This window comes from Acinetobacter sp. DSM 11652, assembly GCF_900109815.1.
GTDB lineage: Bacteria > Pseudomonadota > Gammaproteobacteria > Pseudomonadales > Moraxellaceae > Acinetobacter.
Window position 1 is genome coordinate 19,611 of the sequence record NZ_FOBK01000008.1, and the last position, 24,997, is coordinate 44,607.

The following is a 24,997-nucleotide window of genomic DNA, read 5'->3' on the forward strand; positions in this document are numbered from 1 at the left end:
TTATGTTTTTAGTGCGCAGGGTAAAAAATTACACTTGATTGGCTGGATCAGTTTCTGGATCAATAGGCTTAATCGAAAAATCGCTCTTCGGATCTACTAAATCTGGAGAATCAGTAACAGGCATCTTCTCAGACTCATTTAAATCTTCGACTTTATCTTCGTTAGGCGATATTGGCGTTTGCTGTCCACGCTCAGAAGCAGATAGAGAATCAATCTGAGCGACTGAGGAACTAGTTTGATCTGCAGGCTTAAAACATTTATACAACCCAAACAGAACAAGACTCACCAAAATGATTAAAATTATGAATTTTTTCATGGTTTTTTTATAAAGTGATAATTTTTACTCACTTTAATAGAATCATTAAGTCAAAACAAGTATAAAGATGCCTAAAAATTAAAATTGAGATAAACGGTTAAAAAAGGCCCTATGACAAGTCATAGGGCCTTTTTTGCGCTGTAGATTCTTATATTTTAGTTATGATTCTGTTATTTATATTTTTATTGTAAGTGCTGCACACACATTTATTATTAATACGGTCCTTGTTCTTAAGGTTTCATTTCCTTATATGACTATTTTGCCAGATTCATTATGCAACACAAGTCGCAGTTTTCTGATCTTTATGTAAGAAATTACGTACATTATGTAATCAATTTAATCTTATATGTATATAAAAAAGCCCTGTAGTCTCTCCCAAAACTACAAGGCTTAGCGGCTGTAAGTTTCCTCTTTTATCACTTACATCATTGTAAGTTCGCAGTCTCTCGACTATAAATTATTGTAATTATGCGATATTGCTCAACTTTCCGTGTTGAACCTTTTATGCAAGCAATCATCGCAAAAAATTGTACGAAGCTCTATGCGCCAATTTCTCGAATCCTTGTAAGATATTTCCTACAAAGGTTTTCTATTTTCAACCAATCGTTAAATATTAGATATAAATAAAGTGTTTAATTTATTCAATAAACCTGTTTTTCTTATTGTTTTAATGTTTATTGCCTCAAATAAAGCATCAGTATCCACCAATAAACTGACTGCTTTTTTTGCCCTCGTAATCGCGGTATACAATAATTCTTGGCTCAATAGACGTGACGCAAACTCATCTAATACAACTGCAGTGTGTTTAAATTCAGAACCTTGCGACTTATGAATGCTCAGCGCATAACAGGTTTGCATTGACTTTGGTAAACGTGATGCTGGAAACCATTGGTCAAGACTTGGAAAATATACTTCAAATTGATCAGCAAACTGGCGATGTCTGAGACATATCCCAATATCACCATTAGAAAGCCCGAGTTGATAATCGTTATATGTCATCATGACAGGGCGACCAATATACCAAAGGTCGTGTCGTGATATCCGCATGTGCTGAAATAGCTCCCTTTCAATTTCATCATTCAAACGATTCAATCCCAAATGTCCATGTCTCACTGCAGCTAAGATCCTATAATCATCAAATTTTTGGATAATTTCAGCCACATCCTGCTGCTGATATCCATTTCTGACATAAAGGTTGAGTGCTTTAAAGTAATCCGTAAACCCCGAGCTTAATTTAAGGTAATAGGCTTTTAAATCTTGATCTGAATATTCTTTATTCAAATACTCTAGTTGAACAAGATCCTCTTGAAGCTCAGCTAAATTAATCTGTTGGATTTCAGACGCTCTACAAATCTCCTTCTCAAATTTAGCCAATACATCAACTTTCGAGCTTTGTGGTGAGCATTCATGTGATTGGATGAACCTTGCCAAATCACCGATTTTTGCACCTGCTTTGAATCTTCTACTGGTCACTAAATTGACGTGATGGTCATTAAGCGCTTTTACTTGTTGTAAATCCGCCAATACCATCCCCACATCAACCGAGACCAACTGCTGTGCATCCCCTAACAAGATCAAACGACATTGGTCTGGAATGGCTTCAAAAAGCATCGTCGCGAGATTGAGATCGAGCATTGAGGCTTCGTCAATCACCACCACATCATAGGGTAATGGCTTTTTCAGACTGTATTTAGGTTGAGCGCTATGCCCTAAACCCAGAAGACGGTGAATCGTTAACGTATTTTGCTGCTTTAAGTGGGCAATATCCAAACCCATATTGAGCATTGCATCGTCATTTAATGAGTTTTGCAATGCTTCTTTCATTCGCTGTGCAGCTTTCCCTGTCGGTGCAGCCATTGCGATTCTTAACTGATGATTCGACTCATTTAATACAGCAATAATACGCGCTAGAGTATACGTTTTCCCTGTACCCGGACCACCTGTAATCATACTCAGCGCTTGCCTTGATACTATTTCTAAGGCTTGCTTTTGAAATGGATCGATTAATAATTTTTCATATTTTGTGCAATCTACAGGCACTATCGTTTGCTGCTTTAAACGATAAACTTGTCGAGCTAAACGCTGCTCTAATTGCCAATAGCGATATAAATACAAATAATTCCGATCATAAACAAAAGGCGCGACCTGCTGTTCTGCAAGCTCTGCGCTCACGAGTAACCTACTTAGATCTTGGATAACCTCCCCTTTCAAATCAATACAACTATCGCCGACAGTAGATGCCATCAGAACTTGTTCAATGGTGTTAATGGATTGTTCATTTAAATCATCTGATGAAAGATACTGATTTAGGATATATTCAGCCCAAGTTGTTACCCATTGAGGAACATCAACTTTTTCATTCTGATTAATTTCCACACAGTTATCCTCATAGTTATCTACACATTTATCATCAATATTATCCACAAGATAAATTAATGATTAATAATAAATTCATTTAAATATTCATACTATTTCGCTGTTTTAATCCTCAGCAAAATAGCCCAATATTGCATCTAATCTTAGAATAAATTCTGAACTAGGACGCCAATAATTAAATCCATATTGGTCAGTGCCATTCATCCCACGTAAATATAAATAACTGGCACCACCAAGATCTCGATCGATGTTGTAGTCATCAATATGAATACTTAAATAGCGATGTAATGCCACCAAATATAGGGCTGCTTGTAGCCAATAACTTGCATGCGTCATGCTCAGCTGAATAGCTTGAGCTGAATAGTCTTCCACATGATTTCCGAGATAATTACTCTTATAGTCGGCAATGTGATAGCACTTCCCATCATAATAAACCAAGTCAATTGAACCATTGAGATAACGTGCTGAATTTGCTGCATTGAATTCGGGCATATCAAGCCCAAACTCTAAAAATAATTGCTGAATACGCTGAATACCAAATATTCGGTCTGCTAAAGCCAAATAGAATGGAAATTCAGCCAAATGTGCTTCAGGTACTAATTGCTTGAGTTGAAATTCAGGTTGAATCGGTGTCTCTAAAACCTCTGCTAACCATTCAGCCGTCATTTCTAACAGATGTTGCTCGGTATCATGATGTTGAGGAAAATCTGATTGAAATTTAGCGAATAATTGCTCCCATAAACCTGAATAGGCATTTTTAAAACGGCGGCGAATTTCTAATGTCCAATCTCGGCGATCTTGAAAATCGATATGTTCAAAAATTTCATGTAGGAAATTTCCAGCTAATGTTCCCATCGGAAAATGAGCACGAATCCAACTCAAAGGTTGTTGATGATCCAAATCCTCAAGTTGATATGGAGTCACGAGCGTCACAGTATTGACCTCATCACTCGCATGATGTTCGATCATATCTTGAGCCGCCATACGATCTTTAATTTGTTGATGACTCAAATGTTGTGCGAGATAACTAAAACTGGTTTTGGCTCTAGGATAAAAATGAACTTGAGGATATTTCTGCGCAATCATTTGAACAGCATGATGTTCTTTTTTAGCGATTATTTTCTCAGGGCATTGCTCTAAACATGGCTCATCCAAACTGAAAGCATGCTGAAATTGGTGCGCACCATGACCACGCCAATACGCCAAACCATAAATAGATTGCCCTTTTTGATCACTCATCATTGAATAAACGCGGTGTTGTGCTCGAGTTAAGGCCACATACCATAATCGTCGATGCTCTGCCAAAGCACGTTGGTCATGTTGCTCAACCTCTAATGGTTCCAATAATTCTTCACGCTTTAACGCCACGACACGTTGTGCGACGGACTTTCCAGTTCCATAATCCTGCACTTCACGAATTGAAAAGTTAAGTTCGCTTCGATCTGACAGTTTACGATCTGCGCCAAGCAAGAATACAATCTTAAACTCCAATCCTTTAGATTGGTGAATAGTTAAAAGGTGAACGCCCGCTTGATTACTCAATTGTCTTTCAATTTCCCACTCTCTTTCCAGCGGATTTGAAAGCTGTCGCATATACCAATGATAAAGGGTATGCATACCTCTTAACTCATCACTGTTCTGGCTCAACAACTCTGAAATGTGTCGCAGATTGACCACTTCGCGTTCATTGTCATAGCTGAATTGCTCAACCAAGTTTGTCCAAACTTTGAATTCTGTGAGGAAACTTTGCCATGCTGTTAAAAAGCCTTGGCCCATCCATATTTCACGAATTTCTTCAAATTTCGTGATAAATAAACTTAAGCCATCTGCTTGAATTTGAAGTTGCAAAAAGCGATGTAAATTAAAACCCATCAATCGTGTAAGTAAAGCTCTCTTTAATTTAGCTTCATCAAATGGATTCATGATGGCTGTCAAAATTGCACCAACATCTCGAGCAATTCCACTTTTGAAGACACTTTTTCGTGAAGGTCGATTTACAGGAATGCCTAACATCAATAAGTGATGATGAACTTTTTCTAAATCAGGATTGTTACGAGACAAAACAGCAATATCATCTGCCTGAAGTTCAATACGTTGCCCCTGTTTTTCGAAATATAGCTGACTTTGGGCAGCCTGATTGAGCAAATCCCGTATCTTCCAAGCAACCTGCTCTAACTCGTGTTCCTTATCATTTACTTGAACCCAACGAAGCGGAGCATAATTTTCTAAACTGGATTGGATCAATACTGGATGCGGTCGAGTACCTGCTGTAACAGGCGTATATTCAACTTGTTCACCAAAATCCATTTGTTGTTGAAACAATGCATCGACGACTTCGACCAATGGTTTCACTGAGCGATGATTATGCACAAGTTGGTAAAAACGCCCTGCTTTAGTTTCAACATCTTGATATGCTTTCAGGAATGTGAGCATGTCTCCACCGCGGAAACCGTAGATCGCTTGCTTACGGTCTCCCACCATAATCATACAACCCTGCTTCACGCGACTTGGATGTCTCCAAATCTGCGCCAACATATCATCTTGATCTTGGTTGGTATCCTGAAACTCATCCACTAAAATAAGTGGGTAACGCGCGTGAACGTACTTTGCAAACTCCTGACCTTGTGCTCCTTGCAATGCTTCGGCCAAAGTTCGAATTTGCTGTGAAAATGTGGTTTCTGATTTTTGCTGTAGCAATTCTGGCAGACGTTGTTTTACTTGCTGCGCTAAATAATATTGTAAATAACTCTCCAAATGCTCGAGTTGTTGGTTGAGCTTGTCAAACTGTTTAAAAAACTCAGCAAGTTCAACAATAATAGGATGTTGCTCAAATGCCGCCAAAACATCGACGGGACATTTATTGAGAACTTTTTTTCTCAATTCATTCAACTGACTAAGATGAGTGCTGAGATGCGACGCAAAAATGACTTCAACGCCTTGGGATTTAACTTGATCAAGGAATTCAGGCAACAACTGCGTGAGTGTAATTTTTAATTTATCTTGATCGCGCCACTTCTTTGCGACTACAGCATAATACTGCCCTTCAGGATCATAAAAGTCTGTTAATGAATCTAGCGTTTCAAGCTCGATCTGTATGAAGCGCTCTGCATGAGTTCTGAAAGCGTCTACATCTATGGTCGGCGCTGGCACTGCTTTGAAATAAGCAGAGGAAAAATTCAAACTCGTTTCAATTAAATCGATATAAGCATCTTGTGACTTAATTTTTTTCTTAAGCAGCAAATAATCTACAGTTGATTGAGGCTGCTGTTGAATCCATGCCCGTAATTCATCATGAATTAACTGAACCGTATATTGTTTTGCATCATTGGTGATTTGCATTCGTTCAATTTTACCGCTCTCAAATGCAAATTCACGAAGAAGCTTTTGGCTAAAGCTATCCAAGGTCCCAACAAAGAGCTCTTCAAGCTGATCTATTACCAGTTTTAAACGTGCACATGCATGTGCAATCAAGCCAGAAAATTGATTTAAAATCACTTGATATAAAATATCTGATTCTAATTTTGCACGCGCTTGAACTTGATCTTGAGTTAACTCACGACATGACTCTAAAAGTCCGAGCACCTCGATTAAACGTGCACGGATTCGACTTTTCAATTCAGCCGCTGCTTTGCGTGTAAATGTCGTCGCAATAATCTGCTTTGGTAAATATTCTTCTAATAAAATTCTGACCATGAGGCTGGAGAGCGTATACGTTTTTCCAGTCCCCGCAGAAGCCTCAATCCAATGCAATCCAGTGAAATGCATATCCACAATTGGATGATATGAGACTATAGGCTTTTGACTCATATTTCAGCCTCCGATTGATACATATATATCGGCTGATATAAGACATAAGCAAACTGATCACACGCTTGTTTTAATAGGTGCTCAGCATCTAAATCTTGTAAAATATACTGCCAATCTCGGTGCAAATGACTTTCTTCGCTGTCATTTAAACTATAACTCAGAAAGGCATCGCTTTTATTCCACTCATTTAATAGCTTATCGAAGTTGTTTAACTGCTGATGACCCTCTTCATCAGTGACCCATTCTAATGCTTTTCCATCTACCGCAAGTTTCATCAGCAATGCTGCAGGTAAAACGAGAGGCTCTATCTGAGCTTGTTTATATGCATGAATCCATTGGGAAAGCATATCCTGAGCTTGTTTCGTCGTCACGCCAGTACACATGATGGTTTTATCGCTAAAGATTTGGATGCGCTGCATTTCAGTTGCAAGGTGATCTGGTAAGTCTCGATAACTTAACCAAAATAAGTATTCTAACCACACATGTGCTCGTCGTTGTGCGCGTGCACTGGATGTTGAAACACTCACCCAACTCGTCTCATCCCCTTGAGGAACGGTCACTTGAAGATGTATATCATCTATTGCTATGACGCGCTGAGTGATTTTGGTCGGCTCATCAATATAGTACTTTTGCCTTTTTAATAACTGCTGATGTTCTAACAGACTCATTTTCAAACTGACTTCTTGTAATTTACCGACAGGAAGCTGGTCACTGAGTAATTCAGTCTGAAGCTTCGAAACATTAGGCTGCTGTTGTAAAAAGTCACGAATAGAGTATCGCGCCAATCCATCTAATAACAACGGCTCATTCACCTCAGGTAAATCCTGATCCTTTAAATTAGATACGCCTACGGTTTTTAAATAAAGACGCGCAGGAAAACAAATATCTTTGATCCATTGTTCAGCATCCAAGACCATGATGTCCTGATTCAATTCAAGCGTGGTATTAATCCAAGCCTCTCTATGACCACGTTGATCCTGACGATTGAGGTTAGAAGCCACGGCATACCATTCATCTTCATAGCGCTGATGCTGTTGCTGAAAACCATCAGGATCAAAGGGTTGCAAAGGATGTACCGTGTAGAGTGTGCTCAAATTCTGATGAACTTGAATGCCATCAATATCAATGAGAGGATTCGAGGAAGATTGATCTGATGTTTTTATGATCCACGCGAGATGTTGGAGTAATTCCTGAACACTACTCGATGGATCTCGTACTTCACCATCGGCTACATCAAAACCATTATAGAATAGCCAGAGATTATCTTTGGCCAATAACAAAGCGTCTAAAAAAGCACCTTGATCATCGTCCAAACGTGATCGATCACCAATCATTGGCTTGAGTAAATCCATTAAATCAAAAGGTAAATGACTCTCCCGATTTGGAAACTTCCCCCCATCTAAATTCATCATGACGATTAACTTATACGGTATTGGCCGAATCAAACCAATTTGACTAAATGTAATTTGTCCAGTTGGCAATGCATAATCAAGTTGCGATTCAAGGGTGCTTTGGATTTCAGTCAGAATATAGCTCAAAGGCAAACGTATGTTTTTAAGAATGGCTTGATCATGTTCTTCATAGAAATTTGCCAGCGTTAGCATTCTTATTTGCTTTTGAATAATCTCTTTAATCATCTCTAACGAGCTTACACCAGCGCTTTCAAACTCATTAACTTCTAAAATTAAACGATTGAGCCAAAATTCAACATGCTCTGACGTCTCTTGTTCACTTTCGATTTCAATCGTCGTGAGCCAATCTCGACGCTCTGTAAAGTGCTTATATATTTCAATGAGCGTGGCGATTAAGTGAAAATCACCCGAGCCCACTAGATGAGAACTTAAGGTCTCCTGAAACATCGCATGAACTGGAACAGCCACACCCAGCGCCAAACGATCTAAGGCATACTTAAAACTAAACCGATAGTCTTGATCATACTCCGCCAATGTTTTTTGCAGATGTTGTTTATCCAAACCTCGTCGAAATCCCGCTTGTCTTAACAAAAATAAGATGCGCTCAGTACCATTAATGTCTAAGCAATATCTCACTTGGGTCGCTGCTAAGTTCAACCAATCAGCAAAATCATCAATGGTAAATCGACTTTGTATCAGTTCAATTCGCCCTAACACTGAACGCCATGCCAATACTGTATCTAACTGCGTGATACCAGCTAGCTTTACTGGCAGATAAACACCTGTTGCAGTATTTTTTTGCGGAAACACACTCCGTATCAAAGGCTCAATTTGTTTCAGATCAGGCGCAAGAACTAAAATATCACTCGGACGGCGTGGTGCTTCTGCTGTTGACTGAGCAAGCCATCGGGTCAATTGATCTTTTAAGACTTCAAGCTGTCGTACAGCGGAATGACAAACATGAATGTGGATTGAATCGTCTGCTGGATCTAATACATAACTTTGAGCTTGAGGTTCAACCAAATGTAAAATATCTGATTGCAATTGGCTCAGTAAATGCTGCGGTGCTTCATCCACAAAAGCATCTATCCATTGCCCCTCATCACCCGAGGAAAGGTTAGACAACAGAGAAAAGTGATCACGTGCCTGCTTGCCCATTCGTGTTAATAAGGGATGTCTGGACTCACGTGCCAGCCCATTAAAGCTCAGACTAAAATTCTCAAAAAACTGCTCAATTTCATTATCAGCTGGTTTTCTTTGATGCTTTTGCTGAAACTTTTCGATATATCGCTCTTTAAGCTTTAAGTCATATTGTTTTTTCCAATTCGGATCGACACTATCCGCCCAATATTCTTGTGAGGGATTGTAATGCAAAATCAACACATCAATGTACTGACCCAAACGGCGCAAAAACTGTAATTGACTTGGTGGTAAATCCAAGAGTGTAAAAACGATCAGTTGCTGTGGTAGTTTTTTGAGGGCTATTTTCTGTTGCTGTTCATCACGAAGTACAGCCCAAAAATCATGATCAATACTTTGCATTTCAACAAAGTCTTCATGAAAAATATTGAGCCATAACCAACGTTGCCAAGCCTCTAATTGTTGTGCCTGCGAAAATTTAAAACTGGAAGCTTGATCGTTTAAATATTGTAATTGTTGTTCAATATTGAGTGCTTCATTACGCCCCCATACCTGAATCCAATTTTCAGGACAACGACAATCATATTCACATGCTCGGCGACAATCTGCTCGATAAATCATGTAATTGCTGAACAATTTTGACACTTGATCAGACACCCAATACAACATGCTCATTTTTTTTCGATATTGTTCATTTGACTGTTCAATACGTGCTGCGCTGTCATAGATACGTGTGATTAATGGGAATAAAGGATGTTCAACCTCAAGCTGATTATGCGCACGCTGTATAAAAGGTTTGAGTGCTTGGAAAATACGCCACTTCATAATCAGACGTGGAATATTCGCTTTACGTACTTTATCTTTGTCACTCAAAATTTGCTGGTAGGCATACCATTGAAAGCCACGAATACGTTGATGGAAAAATGTATTTGCACTGATGCCTTGGTGCTCAGATAACCGTTGGGTTAACCACTCTTGCATTGCCGCAGAAGGCACCACAAAATGTTGTTGCTGTAGGACTGCAAATGGGTTGTTCGTGGGACGCTTTTGAGTCGTGATGATGCCTTGTACCAAAACTTCAATGCGCTGACTTTGAATTACATGAATTCCCATAAGGTCCCTTTCACCATACAACGAACACGTTATGAAGTTGTGTGAACAAAATCATAAACATAAATTACTATACATCTTAATCTGACTATGTCACTTTTACTTTATGACTTTAATAAAACTTTCATCTCGCGCTATGTTCATCATGTGATGGATCGAGAACCATAGACTTTGATTAGGTGATAAATAAATGAAAATTGATAAAATTCCAGAAACAATCGACCCAAATTTAAATTTAGAACAAATTCGAGATGAATGTCTTGATCTCGTCAAAAAACGCTCTTATGTTTCAGCAGGTGTTGCTGTCATTCCAGTGCCCTTTTTAGATGTTGTGATTGATGTAGGTATGTTGTCAATTTTAATTCCAGAAATTAATGCTCGCTTTGGCTTAGCTCCTGAACAAATCAGCGTCTTTGATCCTCAAACCAAAAAAATCCATTGGAACGAACTACGCAAACGCGGTTTCGAGTTTTCTGGTCTAGTCGTGGCTCGTACTGCCGCTAAAGCTTCGCTGAACAATATGGCAGCCAAAGTGTTGACCAAGCAAGTGACTAAGTTTATTCCATTGGGCGGTTCAATTATTGCAGCTAGCTTGGGTTATATTGTCATGAAAAAAGTGGCTGAGGCTCATGTTGAAGAAAGCTATAAACTTGCCAAAAGCATTCAACAAAAACAACAAGCAAATGTTGTGAAATACGCTTAACACATAAAACCTTAGACGTATAAATAAAGCCCTGTAAGGGCTTTATTTATATCTCTCATCAGTTATAAACATCTACTTTTAATTGTTTCAAAATTGCCTTCAAAATCTCAAGGCGTGCAGTATATTTATCATTGGTAGCAATGATATACCACGGCGCATCTTCGGTATTGGTTCGATGGAGCATGTCTGCTGCAGCCAATAAATAATCATCCCAACGTTTGCGATTACGCCAATCTTCAGCCGTAATTTTAAAACGCTTATGCGGTGTTTCCTCTCGTGCTTTGAAACGATTGGCTTGCTCTTCTTGACTGATGGCCAACCAAAACTTAATGACTACTGTTTGCGTATCTACTAGATCTTTTTCAAAGCGATTAATCTCATCATATGCACGTTTCCACTCTACATCCGTTGCAAAACCTTCAACTCTTTCCACCAATACACGACCGTACCAAGAGCGATCGAAAATCGAGATTTTTTCATCTTCAAGCAGTTTATTCCAAAAACGCCAGAGATAAGGCCGCGCCAATTCATACTTTTCGGGCGCAGAAATATTATAAATTCCATATTCTCTTGGATCGAGCTTTTTCACAATACGCTTGATCGCACCACCTTTACCTGCAGCATCCATCCCCTCAAAAACGATCACCGTTTTTTGTCCTTCTGCGCGTAATGCTTCAGCGACCTTCTTGGTCAGTTTCTTGAGTTCAGCCTTATACTGATCTTTTTCAAGTGCTTCTTCATTGGGGGACGTTAAAATTTCTGGGATATCCGCTTGATGCCATTTTTGGCGCATTTTTTGAGGATGATTTGGCAAATCTTTCAGTCGCGCTAATACAACTTCTGCGAATTTCTGATCACGACATACTTCATCTTCACAATCGATAATGACCCAGTCTTGGGTAAATTTTTGACGCAATCGTTGTACATTTTCATATTGTTTTTTATTGCGCCAATCCAGCCCATGCAATTTATGACAACGCTGCTCCGAAGGTTCAATTTTATCTAAACGCTTCTGTAATGATTTCCACGATAAATCAAACCAAACTTTCACGACATCAACATGATTATTTTTTAAACCCTGCTCAAAACTTTGCATTTGCTGCAAATAATTTTCGAACATGGTTTCATCAAATGGTTTTGAAACATGTAAGGATGTGGCTAAGAGATCACTATACCAATTCCCAAACATAACGATCATTTGCCCTTCAGCAGGAATATAACGTGCATAAGGTTGCCAATATGGGATATTTGGCTGAATAAGATGAGGAGGGTCAGCTTTGACTTTCAAATATCGTGGATCGACCCATTCTCTTAATTGCTTAACCGATTCTCCTTTACCTGCTAACTCGATGCCACTTACCAACACCACTAAACTTTTGGCATTTTTCTTACCGCGTGTATCTTTGAGTGCATATTGTGCTTCAATTAAGTCCAAATTGATCTGATCTGTATCAAATGTTTTGTTCTTATCTTCGGGTTGATCAGTATTTTTATCAGATTGTTGTTTTGGTTCAGACATAGCCCACTCAAAATTATTGTATTTTCGACAGTATACTCAAGGAACAGTATCAACTTAAATCTTCAGGTACAATTTATTGCAATTGTCTTTTCATCCATGACTGACCTGAAAGGTTTTATTTTAGATTTCAACAGTCATAGTCGAGCGCAATCCAACCTATTATGCTTTTTTCAGTCCTTTTAATTGAGCTAGAACATGTCCAAACTTGCTGCATTAGATCAACTTTTAGAACAATACAAACAACTCAATTATCATCAGGATCCGGCACTTAAACAAAGGTTAAATGGTGCTCAAAATTGGCTAAAACAGCGCATACTTCAAACACATGCTGAGTTATTCGCTGAAGATAAAAATAAGCTGATGGCTCAATATTTTATTAACCGTCTTTATGGTGGCCCAGAATTTGATGACCTAGCATTGCAAATCGAACGTTTACTAAAATACGCACACAAAGCTGAAAAAATCATTCCAGAAAATGCCATTAAAACCGGATTAAAGTCTGTAGGACTAGCGGTCTTGGCAATGCAATTGGATGAACAAGTTGCACAGTATTTACTCCAACATTATCCAAAAGACCAACCAATTACTGATGAAATGATGCGTGAAACTTTAGTGGCTTTAGATCAAGAGCAAGCGCGCCATGAACAACTCAATCTGTTGGATGAGCTCGGTCTAAGTCTGGACAAATACATGCGTTCATTCATCATGCACACAGCGTTTAAAATGTGTAAAGGTGCAGCAAGCAAATATAATTTTGAACTGATGTATGACTTTATTGGTGAAGGCTTTGTCGCTATGAAACCAATGAAATCGGCTGCGACCTTCATTCGGAATTTTACTGAAAAAGAGCGAATCATTGTGAATAATGTACACTCAGGGAAAGAAAATCCCTTCCAAATCGCTTAATTAAAATTCATCAGCCAAGATTCTGATCAGCCGAAAAAGCGTAAAAGCGTCTGGTCAGAATATCGAAAATAAAAGAACATCTTGTCATTTCATGGATGAAACTTCGCTTTAATTCTGTATATTATTCATATCAATTGCATAATCTAGACTGAAAAAAACTTAAGAATCTGTCATTATGCAGTTTAATTCAGATTTAATATTATTTGTGTTCAGGAGTGACTCGAATGTCTAATGAAAATCAACAGCCTCATGCTCAGGTTGAGCCGGCAAATAATAAAGACAACGTGAGTCCTTTTTTAACAGATCCATTACCAACTGGCGCACCTCAAGGTCAGCAACAATCGCTACAAGAGCAACTGACAGATACGCCAGTACATTCTTCAGTACCGAAATATAATTTGCCACGTGGTGCGAATACTGGAAACGTTGGACCAACGACACACTTCGGTTATAAAACCGTAAATTCTGAAGAGAAAGCGCAAAAAGTCGCTGAAGTTTTCCATTCAGTTGCCGCGAAATACGACATCATGAATGACTTAATGTCATTTGGTATTCATCGTTTGTGGAAACGTTTTGCCATTAATATGTCTGGCGTTCGCCGTGGGCAACGCGTTTTAGATATCGCTGGTGGTACTGGTGATTTAGCGAAAGTATTTAGCCGTGAAGTTGGTCCTACTGGGCATGTTGTATTATCTGATATTAATGAATCCATGCTGAATGTAGGTCGCGACCGTCTGATCGACGCGGGTTGTACCAACGTTGATTTTGTACTGGCGAATGCTGAAACCCTCGAGCCTTTCGAAGATAACAGTTTTGATTTACTCACCATCAGTTTTGGTCTGCGCAATGTAACAGACAAAGATGCAGCGCTTGCAGCAATGTATCGTGTACTTAAACCAGGTGGTCGCTTACTTGTATTAGAGTTTTCAAAACCAGTGTTTGAGCCTTTCTCAAAACTCTATGATTTGTACTCATTCACTGCTTTACCAATCATGGGTAAAATTGTGGCAAATGATGCTGAAAGCTATAAATATCTTGCTGAATCAATTCGTATGCACCCAGACCAACGCACATTGAAAAGCATGATGGAAAATGCGGGCTTCCAAAACTGCGATTATCACAATTTAACAGGTGGTATTGTTGCAGTTCACCGTGGTTTTAAACTCTAACCACAGGTAGCACTTCGTCATGTGGTCAATCTTAGCACTGGGTGCAGTTGAAAAAACCATACATCATTGGATTAATTTGGATGCGATTACTCGTATCCAATTTAACCAATTACAAGGGAAAATGCTTCGTGTTGTGATTGATACACCACAACTTTCTGTTGATGTGTTTTTTGATGAAAATAAAATTCGTTTAGAACCAACAATAACAGGTCATAGCACTCAACCCTCTATTTTCGAACAGCGGCCTTGGGAGCAAGCTCACACGATTACTGAAGCAGATTCCACATTGCATGTTAATAATGTGGTCGACCTGTGCAAACTATTTCTAGCAGATGACATTGGCAATATTCCCGTTCAAGGTGACTATCGCCTTCTGCAAGACATTCAAAAAATTATACAAAATGCTGAGCCAGATCTCGCTTCACAGTTAAGTGATTGGATCGGACCTAATCTTGCAAGTCAAATCGGCAAGGTTCAATTAGCACCACAACATTTAATTAAGTCACTTCAATCTCATCTTTTTTTTGCGGAAGACTTTTTAAAAGAAGATACCGGACTATTCGCACCACGTTGGCAAATGGACGATCTTCTCCATGGAACTCGCCAGCTTAATCAAGATATTGATCGACTAGAAGCAAAAATTCAGCTTTTAAAATCAAAATTTAACCCTTCGTAGATTTCAGGTAATTGCATATATGATTCCGCACATTAGACGTTTAATCGAACTTTGGCGTATAGCTGCGCACTATAGACTCGACACGTTGGTTCCTGCGGAAGATATTCCTGCAAAGGTTCGCCCCCTGCTGAATCTTATACGTTTGCATCCTGCTGCACTTTCTAGTCGAGAACGTAAAAATCCTTTAAAGCTTAAAGAAGCTTTAGAAGAAATGGGGCCACTCGCAATTAAATTAGGGCAGCTCCTCTCTACGCGTCGCGATCTAATTCCACCAGAAATATTACAACAATTGGTGTTATTACAAGATCGTGTTAAACCTTTCGATTTTGGAGTGGCTAAGCAAAGAATTCAAGATTCGCTTAAAGCAGATGTTTCCACATTATTTACGCGCTTCGATGATAAGCCGCTAGCTGCTGCTTCAATTGCTCAAGTACATACCGCTGCTCTTCACGATGGTCGTGAAGTTGTCGTGAAAGTAACTCGCCCGAATATACGTGCTCAAATTATTCAAGATTTTGAAATTTTAGAATGGCTTGGTCACTATTTAGAAAAAAGGCTAGAAGCTGCCCGTGCTTTACATCTATCAGAAATTATTCAAGATTATCGTCAAATCATTTTAAATGAACTCGACTTGACTCTTGAAGCCGAAAATACACGACGTATGCGCCATTATTTTACTGGCTCAAGTATGATGTATGTGCCTGAAGTGTATATGGATAGTCTGGATGTGATGGTGGCAGAGCGCATCACCGGTGTGCCTATCTCAGATACTGCGACCTTTGATCGTTTAGGAATGAACCGTGCAGACTTAGCAGAAAAAGGCTTAACAATCTTCTTTACTCAAGTGTTTCGCGATAATTTTTTCCATGCAGATATGCATCCGGGTAATGTTTTCGTAGAAACGATTAATCCGCAAAATCCAAGATTTATTGCGCTCGATTGCGCCATCATGGGCGAGCTTTCCAAGCATGATCAAATGACGATAGCACGTATGTTGCTGGCAGTCATGAACAGTGATTTCATGCAATTGATTCAGATTGTGCATCAAGCAGGTTGGATTCCACCAGGCACGGATCAAGATGCTTTAGCACGTGAAATGCGTCGTACAGTAGGACCTATGGTTTCGAAACCGATGCATGAGTTAGATTTCGCAGGCATATTGATCCAAGTGATGGACATCGCTCGACGTTTTCATTTAGAAATTCCACCGCAACTGATGTTATTGCTTAAAACCTTAGTACATGTTGAAGGCTTAGGTACAGACCTTTATCCTGAATTAGATATTTGGAAGTTAGCAAAGCCAATTCTAACGGATTGGGTTAAAGCCCAAATGAACCCTCAAAAAAATATTAAAGAATTAGGACAAAAAATTCCCGACTTATTATTAGGTGCTCAGGATTTACCAACTTTACTGATTGACAGTCTTAACGGTTTAAAAAATCAGTCTGCATGGCATGCTAAACAATTGAATGAACTTCAAACGCTGCGCTTACAAATGGAGCATCAGCAAAAGCGTAGTTGGATTTTCGGAAGTGTAATCGCAATTCTGCTCTCAATTGCTGTGATCGCACCATGGTTTATCTCCATGATTTTAATTGTATTGGCATCCTTTATTGCCATTTGGCGTATGGTGAAATAAGTTCACTATCTCATATCAAAACTTACTACTTCAATAGGTTTTAGTCGCTGAATTGCTTATGACACATATCCTCAAGAACACTCAACCTTGCTTGAATATTCATGTAGGTTATAAAGCAAAAAAGATCATTCAAGAACAAGGTCTACAAGCCAGTGCGGTTGATTTTGTTCCTGGAGCAGCAGGTGGTCCCAAAGGTATTGGAATTCAAGGATTGGACCAAGCTGTTTTTGGTGAGTTCTTTGCTCAAGCACCCAAAAAACGGACTTTAATTGGCTCATCCATTGGGAGTTGGCGTTTTGCAAGTATTGCAGCGCATGGTGCACAAGCAGGCACATCCAAATTAGCAGACTTATATACCCATCTTGAATTTCGACCTAAGATGAATATTATTGAAGTTGGAGACGTCTGTCGCGGCATGCTTAAAGCCCTCCTTCAAGGTAAAACCAATCAAATTATTGATCATCCCGACTACCATCTGGCTATTTTGGCAGTAAAGTCATCGAAAAAATTTCAAAGTGATCACCCTCTTATGCTTGCCCGTGCAGTCGCTGGCATTATCGGTCTCAATACTTTTTCGAGAGCTAAAATTGGGCACTTCATGCAACGTACAATTGCCCAACCACACAACGCTTCACGACTTTCACTCATCAAAAATGAATTCGAACACCTTGATTATGCGTTGACTGAAAAAAATTTAGAAGATTGGTTAATGGCATCTGCATCCATTCCATTTGTGATGCCGGCGGTCAGAAATATCGAAGGTGCAGATGTCGCTGCTTATCGTGATGGCGGGCTAATCGATTATCATATTGATCTACCTTTACCGAGTCATGGGATTGTCCTATACCCTCATTTTACAGATCAAATAACACCGGGTTGGTTCGATAAGTTCCTCAAAAAACGTAGATCTAATGCTGAATATCAAGCACGAACCGTATTGATTGCACCCTCTGAGTCTTATTTAAGATCACTTCCTTTAGGACGTCTTCCTGATCGCAAAGATTTCACACTGAAAGGGCTTGATCAAAAAAAACGAATCGAGCTTTGGAAACAGTCTGTAGCTGAAAGTCAACGCTTAGGGGATGCATTCTTAGAAATGATCCATAAGCAAAACTTTGAAGAATATATGCAAGATCTTAAATAAATTAATTTCTACTCTCCCCTACAAAGATTTATTCGCTTAAACTAATGACCTACAATTTTGTAGTGTCTCATTTAATTCTGGTGAAATCCTTATGAACAATACGCAATGGCTCGATGAAGTAAAATTTAACGAACAAGGTTTAATCCCTGCCATTGCTCAGCATCATCAAACAGGTCGAGTGTTGATGGTGGCTTGGATGAATCGTGAGTCTTTGGCACTTACAGCAGAAAAAAATCAAGCTGTTTACTACTCTCGTTCACGCAGCAAATTGTGGCATAAAGGCGAAGAATCAGGTCACTTCCAAACTGTGCATGAAATTCGTTTAGATTGTGATGCTGATGTGATCGTTCTTCAAATTGAGCAACATGGTGGCATTGCTTGCCATACGGGACGTGAATCATGTTTTTATCGCCGCTTAACATCAAACGGTTGGGAAATTGTAGACGCTCAATTGAAAGATCCGAACCAAATTTATGGCGAAAAGTCTGAGAATGCGCATAGTAAAGTGATGAATGCATCAACAGCTCAAGCTGAGCAAGTCGATGTATTACATTATCTTGGTCAAATGATGGCAGAACGTAAATCTGCAGATCCTGACTCTTCTTATGTGGCAAAGCTTTATCATAAAGGTCTCAATAAAATATTAGAAAAAATTGGTGAAGAAAGTTTTGAAACGGTAATTGCAGCTAAAGATTTCAAACAAGAAGCGACGCTGGATCACCAAAATGATTTAATTTATGAAGTTGCTGATGTTTGGTTCCATACCATAGTGATGCTGGGTTACTTCGATCTTGATATTCAACTCGTTTTAAATGAGCTTGCACGACGTCAGGGTCTGTCAGGACTTGTTGAAAAAGCGAATCGTACGCATTAATTTACTCTTATAAAGCCATGTTCAAACATGGCTTTTTTATTTAACTCGGCTTTTTAAGTCGCCGAAGACTCCCCATCCAAAAAGAAGAAGATTGAACTCTCCCCTTTGTAAATTCTTGCTATACTCACTGATCATTTTTAAAACCATTGAAGATCTATCAACCTGTGTCTGTCATTGTCAAACCTACCTTAGAACAAGAAATTGCGATTCAACAAGCGCAATCTGGTCAATCCTTCAAAGTGATTGCCTATGCAGGTACAGGTAAAACAACAACGCTTAAATTAGTCAGTGATGCGATGCAACAGCGTCGCGGTATGTATCTTGCCTTTAACAAAGCGATTGCCAGCGAGGCTCAACAAAAATTTCATCAGCGCGTGGATTGTCGTACATTCCACTCTTTAGCATTTCGAAGCGTTCCACGTGGAGTGACTGATAAACTTAGACTCCCACGCTTGAGCCCGAGCTTTATTGCCAAAGAATACCGTTTGCAACCCATCACATTACGCCGACTCATGGGGGGGCGTTACGAAAAATATGCGCTTATGCCTAGTCGTTTGGCGGGCTTAGTTGCAAATGCTGTCAGTTATTTCTGTTCAACAAGCTCGCAATATCCTGCACCCCGCCATATTCAAGCACCAAGTTGGCTACATGCTGACGATATTGCGATATTACAGCAACACCTTTATCCTGCAGTCGAACGTCGTTGGTTAGAATCAATCGACCCTAATCATCAGGCTGGCATTGGGCATGACATCTATCTCAAATTATGGGCTTTATCAGATCCTTTTATACCCGCAGACTATGTATTGTTTGATGAAGCACAGGATGCTGACCCCCTGATGCTGGGGATTTTACTCAAGCAAAAAAGTACGCAAGTCATCTATGTCGGCGATGCACATCAACAAATTTATGCATGGCGTGGGGCAGTCAATGCGATGCAACAAATGCCTTTACCCGAATCGCGCCTAACCACTTCATTCCGTTTTGGTGATGATATCGCTGAAGTTGCTAATCACTTATTAGGCGCACTCAATGAGACTGTTCCATTGATTGGCAACCCCGAACTCCAATCAAAAGTCGTCAACAAGCCTCATACCAAAATGCGAGATGCGATTTTGTGCCGTACTAACGCACGCGCGATGGAACTTTTACTCTCAGGATTAGTTCAAGGAGAAAAAGTGAGCCTGCAAGCCGATCATGCGAAATTAAATCGCTTTGTTGATGCTGCAAGCTTACTTAAACAAGGTAAAAGAGTAACGGACGTTCCAGAGTTAGCTTGGTTCAACTCTTGGCATGATGTGCATGAATATTGTGAAACAAATGATGGTAGTGACATCAAGCCTTTGGTTAAATTGGTTGATGAACATGGTACAGATCCACTCAAACGAGCTCTTGCCAAAATCACACCCATTGAACAAGCGGACTATGTAATCTCAACCGCTCATAAAGCCAAAGGTTTAGAGTGGAATCGCGTGCATTTAGAAGATGATTACCAATTTAAAATTAATGGACTAGAACATAAAATTAGCGATGAAGAATTACGTTTACTTTATGTTGCATGTACACGAGCAAAAAGCAGCTTAAATATTCATCATATTTATGATTTAATACAACAACTCAAACTTAAATCCACGATTAAAACGAAAGCAACAGCATAATCCCCTACGATAAGTTGCAGGCAAAATATGAAAGTTCAATCTATTCAGTTACGTCACTGTTATCATTTTTCAGATATAAAAATTAAATTTGATCCAACTCAACGTCCAATATCTATTATTTTAGGTGATCAGGCCTCTGGTAAAACTGCGATTATTAAAAATATTTATCAAGCTTTAACGTGGTTTGCTGCACGTGCCAAAGATTTAAGAACTGCTGGTGTAGTTATGCTTGATTCTGATATTAAGCACAAACACATTCAAGCCAAAATAGATATTTGTGTTCAATATCCCACTGATATTGGATCTATTGAACAGGCTGCGACTGTGCAACATAATGAAGAGGGTTTGTGCGAATGGCAACTCTATAAAACATTAACCAGTAAAGGTGTAGGTCATAGTAAAGCACTAACGACTCAATTAGAAGCACTCGTTCATCTTTATCAACAAGCGATCAAACAAGATCCTGCTCAAGGCATGCCTATGGTGGCCTACTATCCTTCTGATCGTTTTATCAACGAAGTGAATTTGCTAAGCAAAAATAATCCTGCTGTATTACAAACGCACGCAGCCTATGAACTTGCTGCACTCCCTTATACAACCTTTGCTCGGTTCTTCGAATGGTTTCGTGAAATTAGTGACATTGAAAATGCACGATTAGCACAAGTTTTTCAAAAAATTCAAACCAAACAAAAATTATCTTCTCATCATGACCAAGAGGATTTAGTTGCAAAATTATTAAATCTTGAAGCAGAGATGCAACTACCATCACTCAAAGCACTCAAGAAAGCCATCCATACATTATTCCCATCGATCAGTGACATTTATATTGAATACACGCCCAAGATCCAATTGATGCTGGTGCAAAATGGTCAAGAAATTCCTTTTTCGCAATTATCTAATTCGTATCGTCAATGGTTGTGTTTAGTAGGTGATATTGTCAGACGACTTTGTCTCCTGAATCCTCATAGTATTGACCCATGCCTTGATGGTGAAGGCATTCTATTAATTGACAATATTGATGCTCAAGTAGATGAAGATTTTGTGCAAAACGTACTCAGCCGTTTGCATGAAGCATTCCCACAAATTCAAATTATCGCATCTGCATGCTCTGAATTGATTTTAAACAATGAAGTAGATGTACAACATTTTAAGTTAGAAAATCGAAAAATTGTTGAAGTAGAACAAAACCAAATCAGGGAACAATATGATGAACTATTTGCTCAACTCATGGCTAATGATTTACAAGATGATCAAATCACTGAAGTGAGTCGATCTACTGATACGCTTGATGGCTTGCGTTTGTTTGAATACTTCAAAAATTTATCAGTGTCAGAAAAACAGCGCTTTATTGAGTATCTCCAAGCTGGAGATTTATCAAGTATTTCATCACCCTAATTGATTGGAATTAGATGAATTAATCGGGTATGACTCACTCAATTTAAACAGAAATTTAAGCTTTTTTTCGCTATAATTCTGAATTGTGTAGCTAAAAAGTTTGATGTAATTTTATACATGTAATAAAATCTACTCATTCATTTTTTAATCAAAAAATGTCTATTTCTTTGCATTAGCTTTCCAAGTTGCGCAACACAACTTGTTTTTGTTTTTTAAAATTCGTTCGGCTTTCAAAGTTTAAGTAGTTGGATGACTCTTTGCCATCCTCAAGCTTTTGAAAGATAAAACTCATCATAGGTTCCGGCCTACAACTCTATGGATACGAGTGTGCTACCGATTATTATATTGTTACCATTAATACTTGGCACTTTTCTTGTCCTCTGGCTGCAAAAAATCTCTCGCGGGGCGACAGCATTAGGGGCAATTGGAGTCAGCTTAACAAGTTTTATCTTGTTGTTGACTCAAGCCAAAGACGTCTTTCAAGGTCAAGTCATCTCTGAACACTGGTCATGGTTACCACAGTTTGGTATCGACTTAAGCTTTAGACTTGATGCATTAGGCTTGATCTTCTCCCTCCTTATTACAGGGATTGGGACGCTCATTTATATTTATGCTTATTATTATTTAAATCATAAAAACTCACTAAGTAAGTTATATTTCTTACTGATGCTGTTCATGGCCGCCATGCTCGGCATTTCACTTTCTAATAATTTACTTATTCTTCTTGTCTTTTGGGAAATGACCAGTATTTCTTCATTTCTTTTAGTGGGTTATTGGAGTAACTACGAAGCAGCACAGCGTGGCTCAAGAATGGCCTTAACCATCACGGGTATGGGTGGTTTAGCCATGCTCGGTGGTTTTATTCTATTAGGTCAAATCACTGGCACATATCAAATTGATCAAATCCTCAATATGACGGCGCAGATTCAATCGAGTCATTTATTTGTGCCAGCCTTGCTCCTTATTCTTTTAGGTGCATTCACCAAAAGTGCTCAATTCCCTTTCCATTTTTGGTTGCCAAATGCAATGGCTGCTCCAACACCCGTGTCAGCTTATTTGCATTCAGCGACAATGGTTAAAGCCGGAATTTTCTTACTGGCGCGCTTAATGCCGATCTTTGTTGGTTCTGCTCTGTATCATAACCTCGTCACATTCATTGGTTTATTTACCTTATGTATGGCCGCATTCTTTGCCATTTTTAAGGAAGATCTAAAAGGTTTGCTCGCCTACTCCACCATTAGTCATTTAGGCTTGATCGTTTGCTTACTGGGGATTGGTTCACCACTCGCTGTGGCTGCAGCTATTTTTCATATCATTAACCATGCGACCTTTAAAGCAGCATTATTCATGATCGCCGGCATTATCGACCATGAAACAGGTACCCGTGATTTAAGAAAACTCAGTGGGGTATGGCAGTTACTTCCATTTACAGCGACTTTAACCATGATCACAGCAGCCTCAATGGCTGGTGTACCACTGACCAATGGATTCTTATCTAAAGAAATGTTCTTTACTGAACTATTAGCGAATCTCTCAGGTGGTATAGGTGTCTTCGCAGCAATTATTGCAACACTCGCGGGTCTGTTTGCTGTCGCGTATTCTGTTCGTTTAGTTCATGGCGTATTTTTTGATGGTGATTTAGGCAAAGCGATTCCAAATAAAGATGCGCATGAACCACCAATTGGTATGCGTGCACCTGCAATTTTATTAGCTACATTATGTATTGCAGTTGGTCTATTACCAGCGCTCTTAGTAGGCGATATCGTCAATGCTGGTGCACGAGCAAGCACCAACCTTCCAGCTTTTGAAGGCGTACATCTAGCAATCTGGCATGGCTTTAACGTGCCTTTATTGATGAGTGCGATTGCATTGATTGGCGGTATTATTTTTTATTTTAGTCTTGCGAAGAACAGTAGAATTCGTGACATTGACCTTGATCCAATACTTGGCAAACTTCAAGGTAAAGTCCTGTTTGATCTCTTTCTCAAACATTTGCTCTTAAATTCGCGAAAATTAAAAAGAGCAACAGAAACAGGTTCTCTACAAAACTATTTATTGTGGATATTAATTTTTGCTGTTGCTTTAGTCTCCATGCCTCTCATTGGTCAAGGTATTTATGCAGGTACACGCGAACTGACGCATGCACCATTGGTTGCAATCGTGCTTTGGTTATTACTGTTTTCAGCGTGCTGGATGATGCTTTGGTTTCACCATGAACGCATTAAAGCCGTTCTTATCAGTGGAGCAATCGGTCTTGTCGTGACGATGGTCTTTGTTACGATGTCAGCACCAGACCTGGCACTCACACAAATCACAGTCGATGTTGTCACAACTGTTTTACTTCTGATGAGTCTGTCCCTCTTACCACAACTTACGCCTTATGAATCTTCACGCACTCGTCGTTGGAGAGATGCGGTGATTGCAATCATCGGAGGCCTAGGAATCGGTTGGATCACTTGGATGATTCTAACGCGTGATCACAATTCAATCTCATGGTTCTTTGTTCAACAATCTCTACCGCTCGGTGGTGGTTCAAATATTGTGAACGTAATTTTAGTCGATTTCCGTGGATTTGATACCTTTGGTGAAATCACAGTACTGGGTATTGCTGCGATTGGGACACTGTGTTTAATGGATGGAATGCGTGCTCATGGTACGACCATTACACAAGGCTTAACCTATCGCTTTAATCCATCACCGTTGATGTTCCGAATGACCGCATCTTGGGTCCTTCCGATTGCCTTAGTCGTCAGCTTATATATTTTCTTACGCGGACATAATCTTCCAGGGGGTGGCTTTATCGCAGGTCTCATTACATCAATGGCGCTTGTGATTCAGTACATTGCACTAGGTCAAGATCACACTGAACAACTCTTACGAGCAAAGTCTGGGCGTCTTTATGAAATTTGGATTGGTACTGGCTTAACTATTGCTGGTCTGACTGGGGTCGCTGCGTGGTTCTGGGGTCGACCATTCCTGACCAGTGCTCATATTTATGTAGAGCCGATCATTCTCGGAAAAATGCATTTGCCATCTGCTGCAGCATTTGATGTTGGTGTCTATGTCACAGTCGTTGGTGCAACAATGCTCATGATTTCCGTTTTAGGCGACTCACGCAACTCAAGCATCACCGGCCCTGTACCGAAGGAGTAA

At 39.4% G+C, this 24,997-nt stretch carries 15 protein-coding genes; 10 read left to right on the plus strand and 5 right to left on the minus strand.

Annotated elements, in window-relative coordinates:
- Positions 1-28: 28 nt before the first annotated feature.
- From BMW42_RS08985 to BMW42_RS09000, 4 genes are all read right to left on the minus strand, one after another.
- Positions 29-316, minus strand: coding sequence for a hypothetical protein (locus BMW42_RS08985; protein WP_092767232.1), 288 nt, complete (start codon positions 314-316; stop codon positions 29-31).
- A gap of 606 nt (positions 317-922) precedes the next feature.
- Positions 923-2,692 (minus strand): exodeoxyribonuclease V subunit alpha, encoded by a 1,770-nt coding sequence (gene recD, locus BMW42_RS08990; RefSeq protein WP_213032609.1) that lies wholly within the window; start codon positions 2,690-2,692, stop codon positions 923-925.
- A gap of 105 nt (positions 2,693-2,797) precedes the next feature.
- Positions 2,798-6,499 (minus strand): UvrD-helicase domain-containing protein, encoded by a 3,702-nt coding sequence (locus BMW42_RS08995; protein WP_092767235.1) that lies wholly within the window; start codon positions 6,497-6,499, stop codon positions 2,798-2,800.
- The gene (locus tag BMW42_RS09000) at positions 6,496-10,164 is read right to left on the minus strand and encodes an exodeoxyribonuclease V subunit gamma (RefSeq protein WP_092767237.1); all 3,669 of its coding nucleotides are present in this window, start codon (positions 10,162-10,164) and stop codon (positions 6,496-6,498) included. Before BMW42_RS09000 ends, BMW42_RS08995 begins: the two co-directional genes overlap by 4 nt.
- A 187-nt stretch (positions 10,165-10,351) precedes the next feature.
- Here BMW42_RS09000 and BMW42_RS09005 point away from each other — a divergent pair, with 187 nt between their 5' ends.
- Positions 10,352-10,864: a hypothetical protein gene (locus BMW42_RS09005; protein WP_092767239.1), complete on the plus strand. Its 513-nt coding sequence runs from the start codon at positions 10,352-10,354 to the stop codon at positions 10,862-10,864.
- A 58-nt stretch (positions 10,865-10,922) separates the two neighbouring features.
- On the opposite strand, the gene BMW42_RS09010 is transcribed toward BMW42_RS09005, so the two are convergent.
- Positions 10,923-12,383, minus strand: coding sequence for a polyphosphate:AMP phosphotransferase (locus BMW42_RS09010; protein ID WP_092767241.1), 1,461 nt, complete (start codon positions 12,381-12,383; stop codon positions 10,923-10,925).
- Positions 12,384-12,578: 195 nt separating this feature from the next.
- On the opposite strand from BMW42_RS09010, the gene BMW42_RS09015 reads away from it, so the two are divergent.
- The 9 genes from BMW42_RS09015 to BMW42_RS09055 all read left to right on the plus strand — a co-directional run bounded on the left by BMW42_RS09015 (position 12,579) and on the right by BMW42_RS09055 (position 24,997).
- Positions 12,579-13,289 carry an FFLEELY motif protein gene (locus BMW42_RS09015; protein ID WP_092767243.1) on the plus strand — a complete coding sequence of 237 codons (711 nt, stop codon included), beginning with the start codon at positions 12,579-12,581 and terminating at the stop codon, positions 13,287-13,289.
- Positions 13,290-13,513: 224 nt separating this feature from the next.
- Positions 13,514-14,458 (plus strand): bifunctional demethylmenaquinone methyltransferase/2-methoxy-6-polyprenyl-1,4-benzoquinol methylase UbiE, encoded by a 945-nt coding sequence (gene ubiE / locus BMW42_RS09020; RefSeq protein WP_035264034.1) that lies wholly within the window; start codon positions 13,514-13,516, stop codon positions 14,456-14,458.
- Between the two features lie 19 nt (positions 14,459-14,477).
- Positions 14,478-15,134 carry a ubiquinone biosynthesis accessory factor UbiJ gene (locus BMW42_RS09025; RefSeq protein ID WP_092767245.1) on the plus strand — a complete coding sequence of 219 codons (657 nt, stop codon included), beginning with the start codon at positions 14,478-14,480 and terminating at the stop codon, positions 15,132-15,134.
- A 19-nt stretch (positions 15,135-15,153) separates the two neighbouring features.
- Complete coding sequence (locus tag BMW42_RS09030) at positions 15,154-16,773, plus strand: ABC1 kinase family protein (RefSeq protein WP_092767247.1); 1,620 nt, start codon at positions 15,154-15,156, stop codon at positions 16,771-16,773.
- Positions 16,774-16,831: 58 nt separating this feature from the next.
- Positions 16,832-17,917: a patatin-like phospholipase family protein gene (locus tag BMW42_RS09035; protein ID WP_092767249.1), complete on the plus strand. Its 1,086-nt coding sequence runs from the start codon at positions 16,832-16,834 to the stop codon at positions 17,915-17,917.
- Positions 17,918-18,008: 91 nt separating this feature from the next.
- Complete coding sequence (gene hisIE, locus BMW42_RS09040) at positions 18,009-18,791, plus strand: bifunctional phosphoribosyl-AMP cyclohydrolase/phosphoribosyl-ATP diphosphatase HisIE (RefSeq protein ID WP_092767251.1); 783 nt, start codon at positions 18,009-18,011, stop codon at positions 18,789-18,791.
- Between the two features lie 164 nt (positions 18,792-18,955).
- On the plus strand, positions 18,956-20,449 hold the full coding sequence (locus BMW42_RS09045) for a UvrD-helicase domain-containing protein (RefSeq protein ID WP_092767253.1): 1,494 nt from the start codon (positions 18,956-18,958) through the stop codon (positions 20,447-20,449).
- Between the two features lie 27 nt (positions 20,450-20,476).
- Complete coding sequence (locus tag BMW42_RS09050) at positions 20,477-21,844, plus strand: AAA family ATPase (RefSeq protein ID WP_092767255.1); 1,368 nt, start codon at positions 20,477-20,479, stop codon at positions 21,842-21,844.
- A gap of 315 nt (positions 21,845-22,159) precedes the next feature.
- Positions 22,160-24,997 carry a monovalent cation/H+ antiporter subunit A gene (locus BMW42_RS09055; RefSeq protein ID WP_092767257.1) on the plus strand — a complete coding sequence of 946 codons (2,838 nt, stop codon included), beginning with the start codon at positions 22,160-22,162 and terminating at the stop codon, positions 24,995-24,997.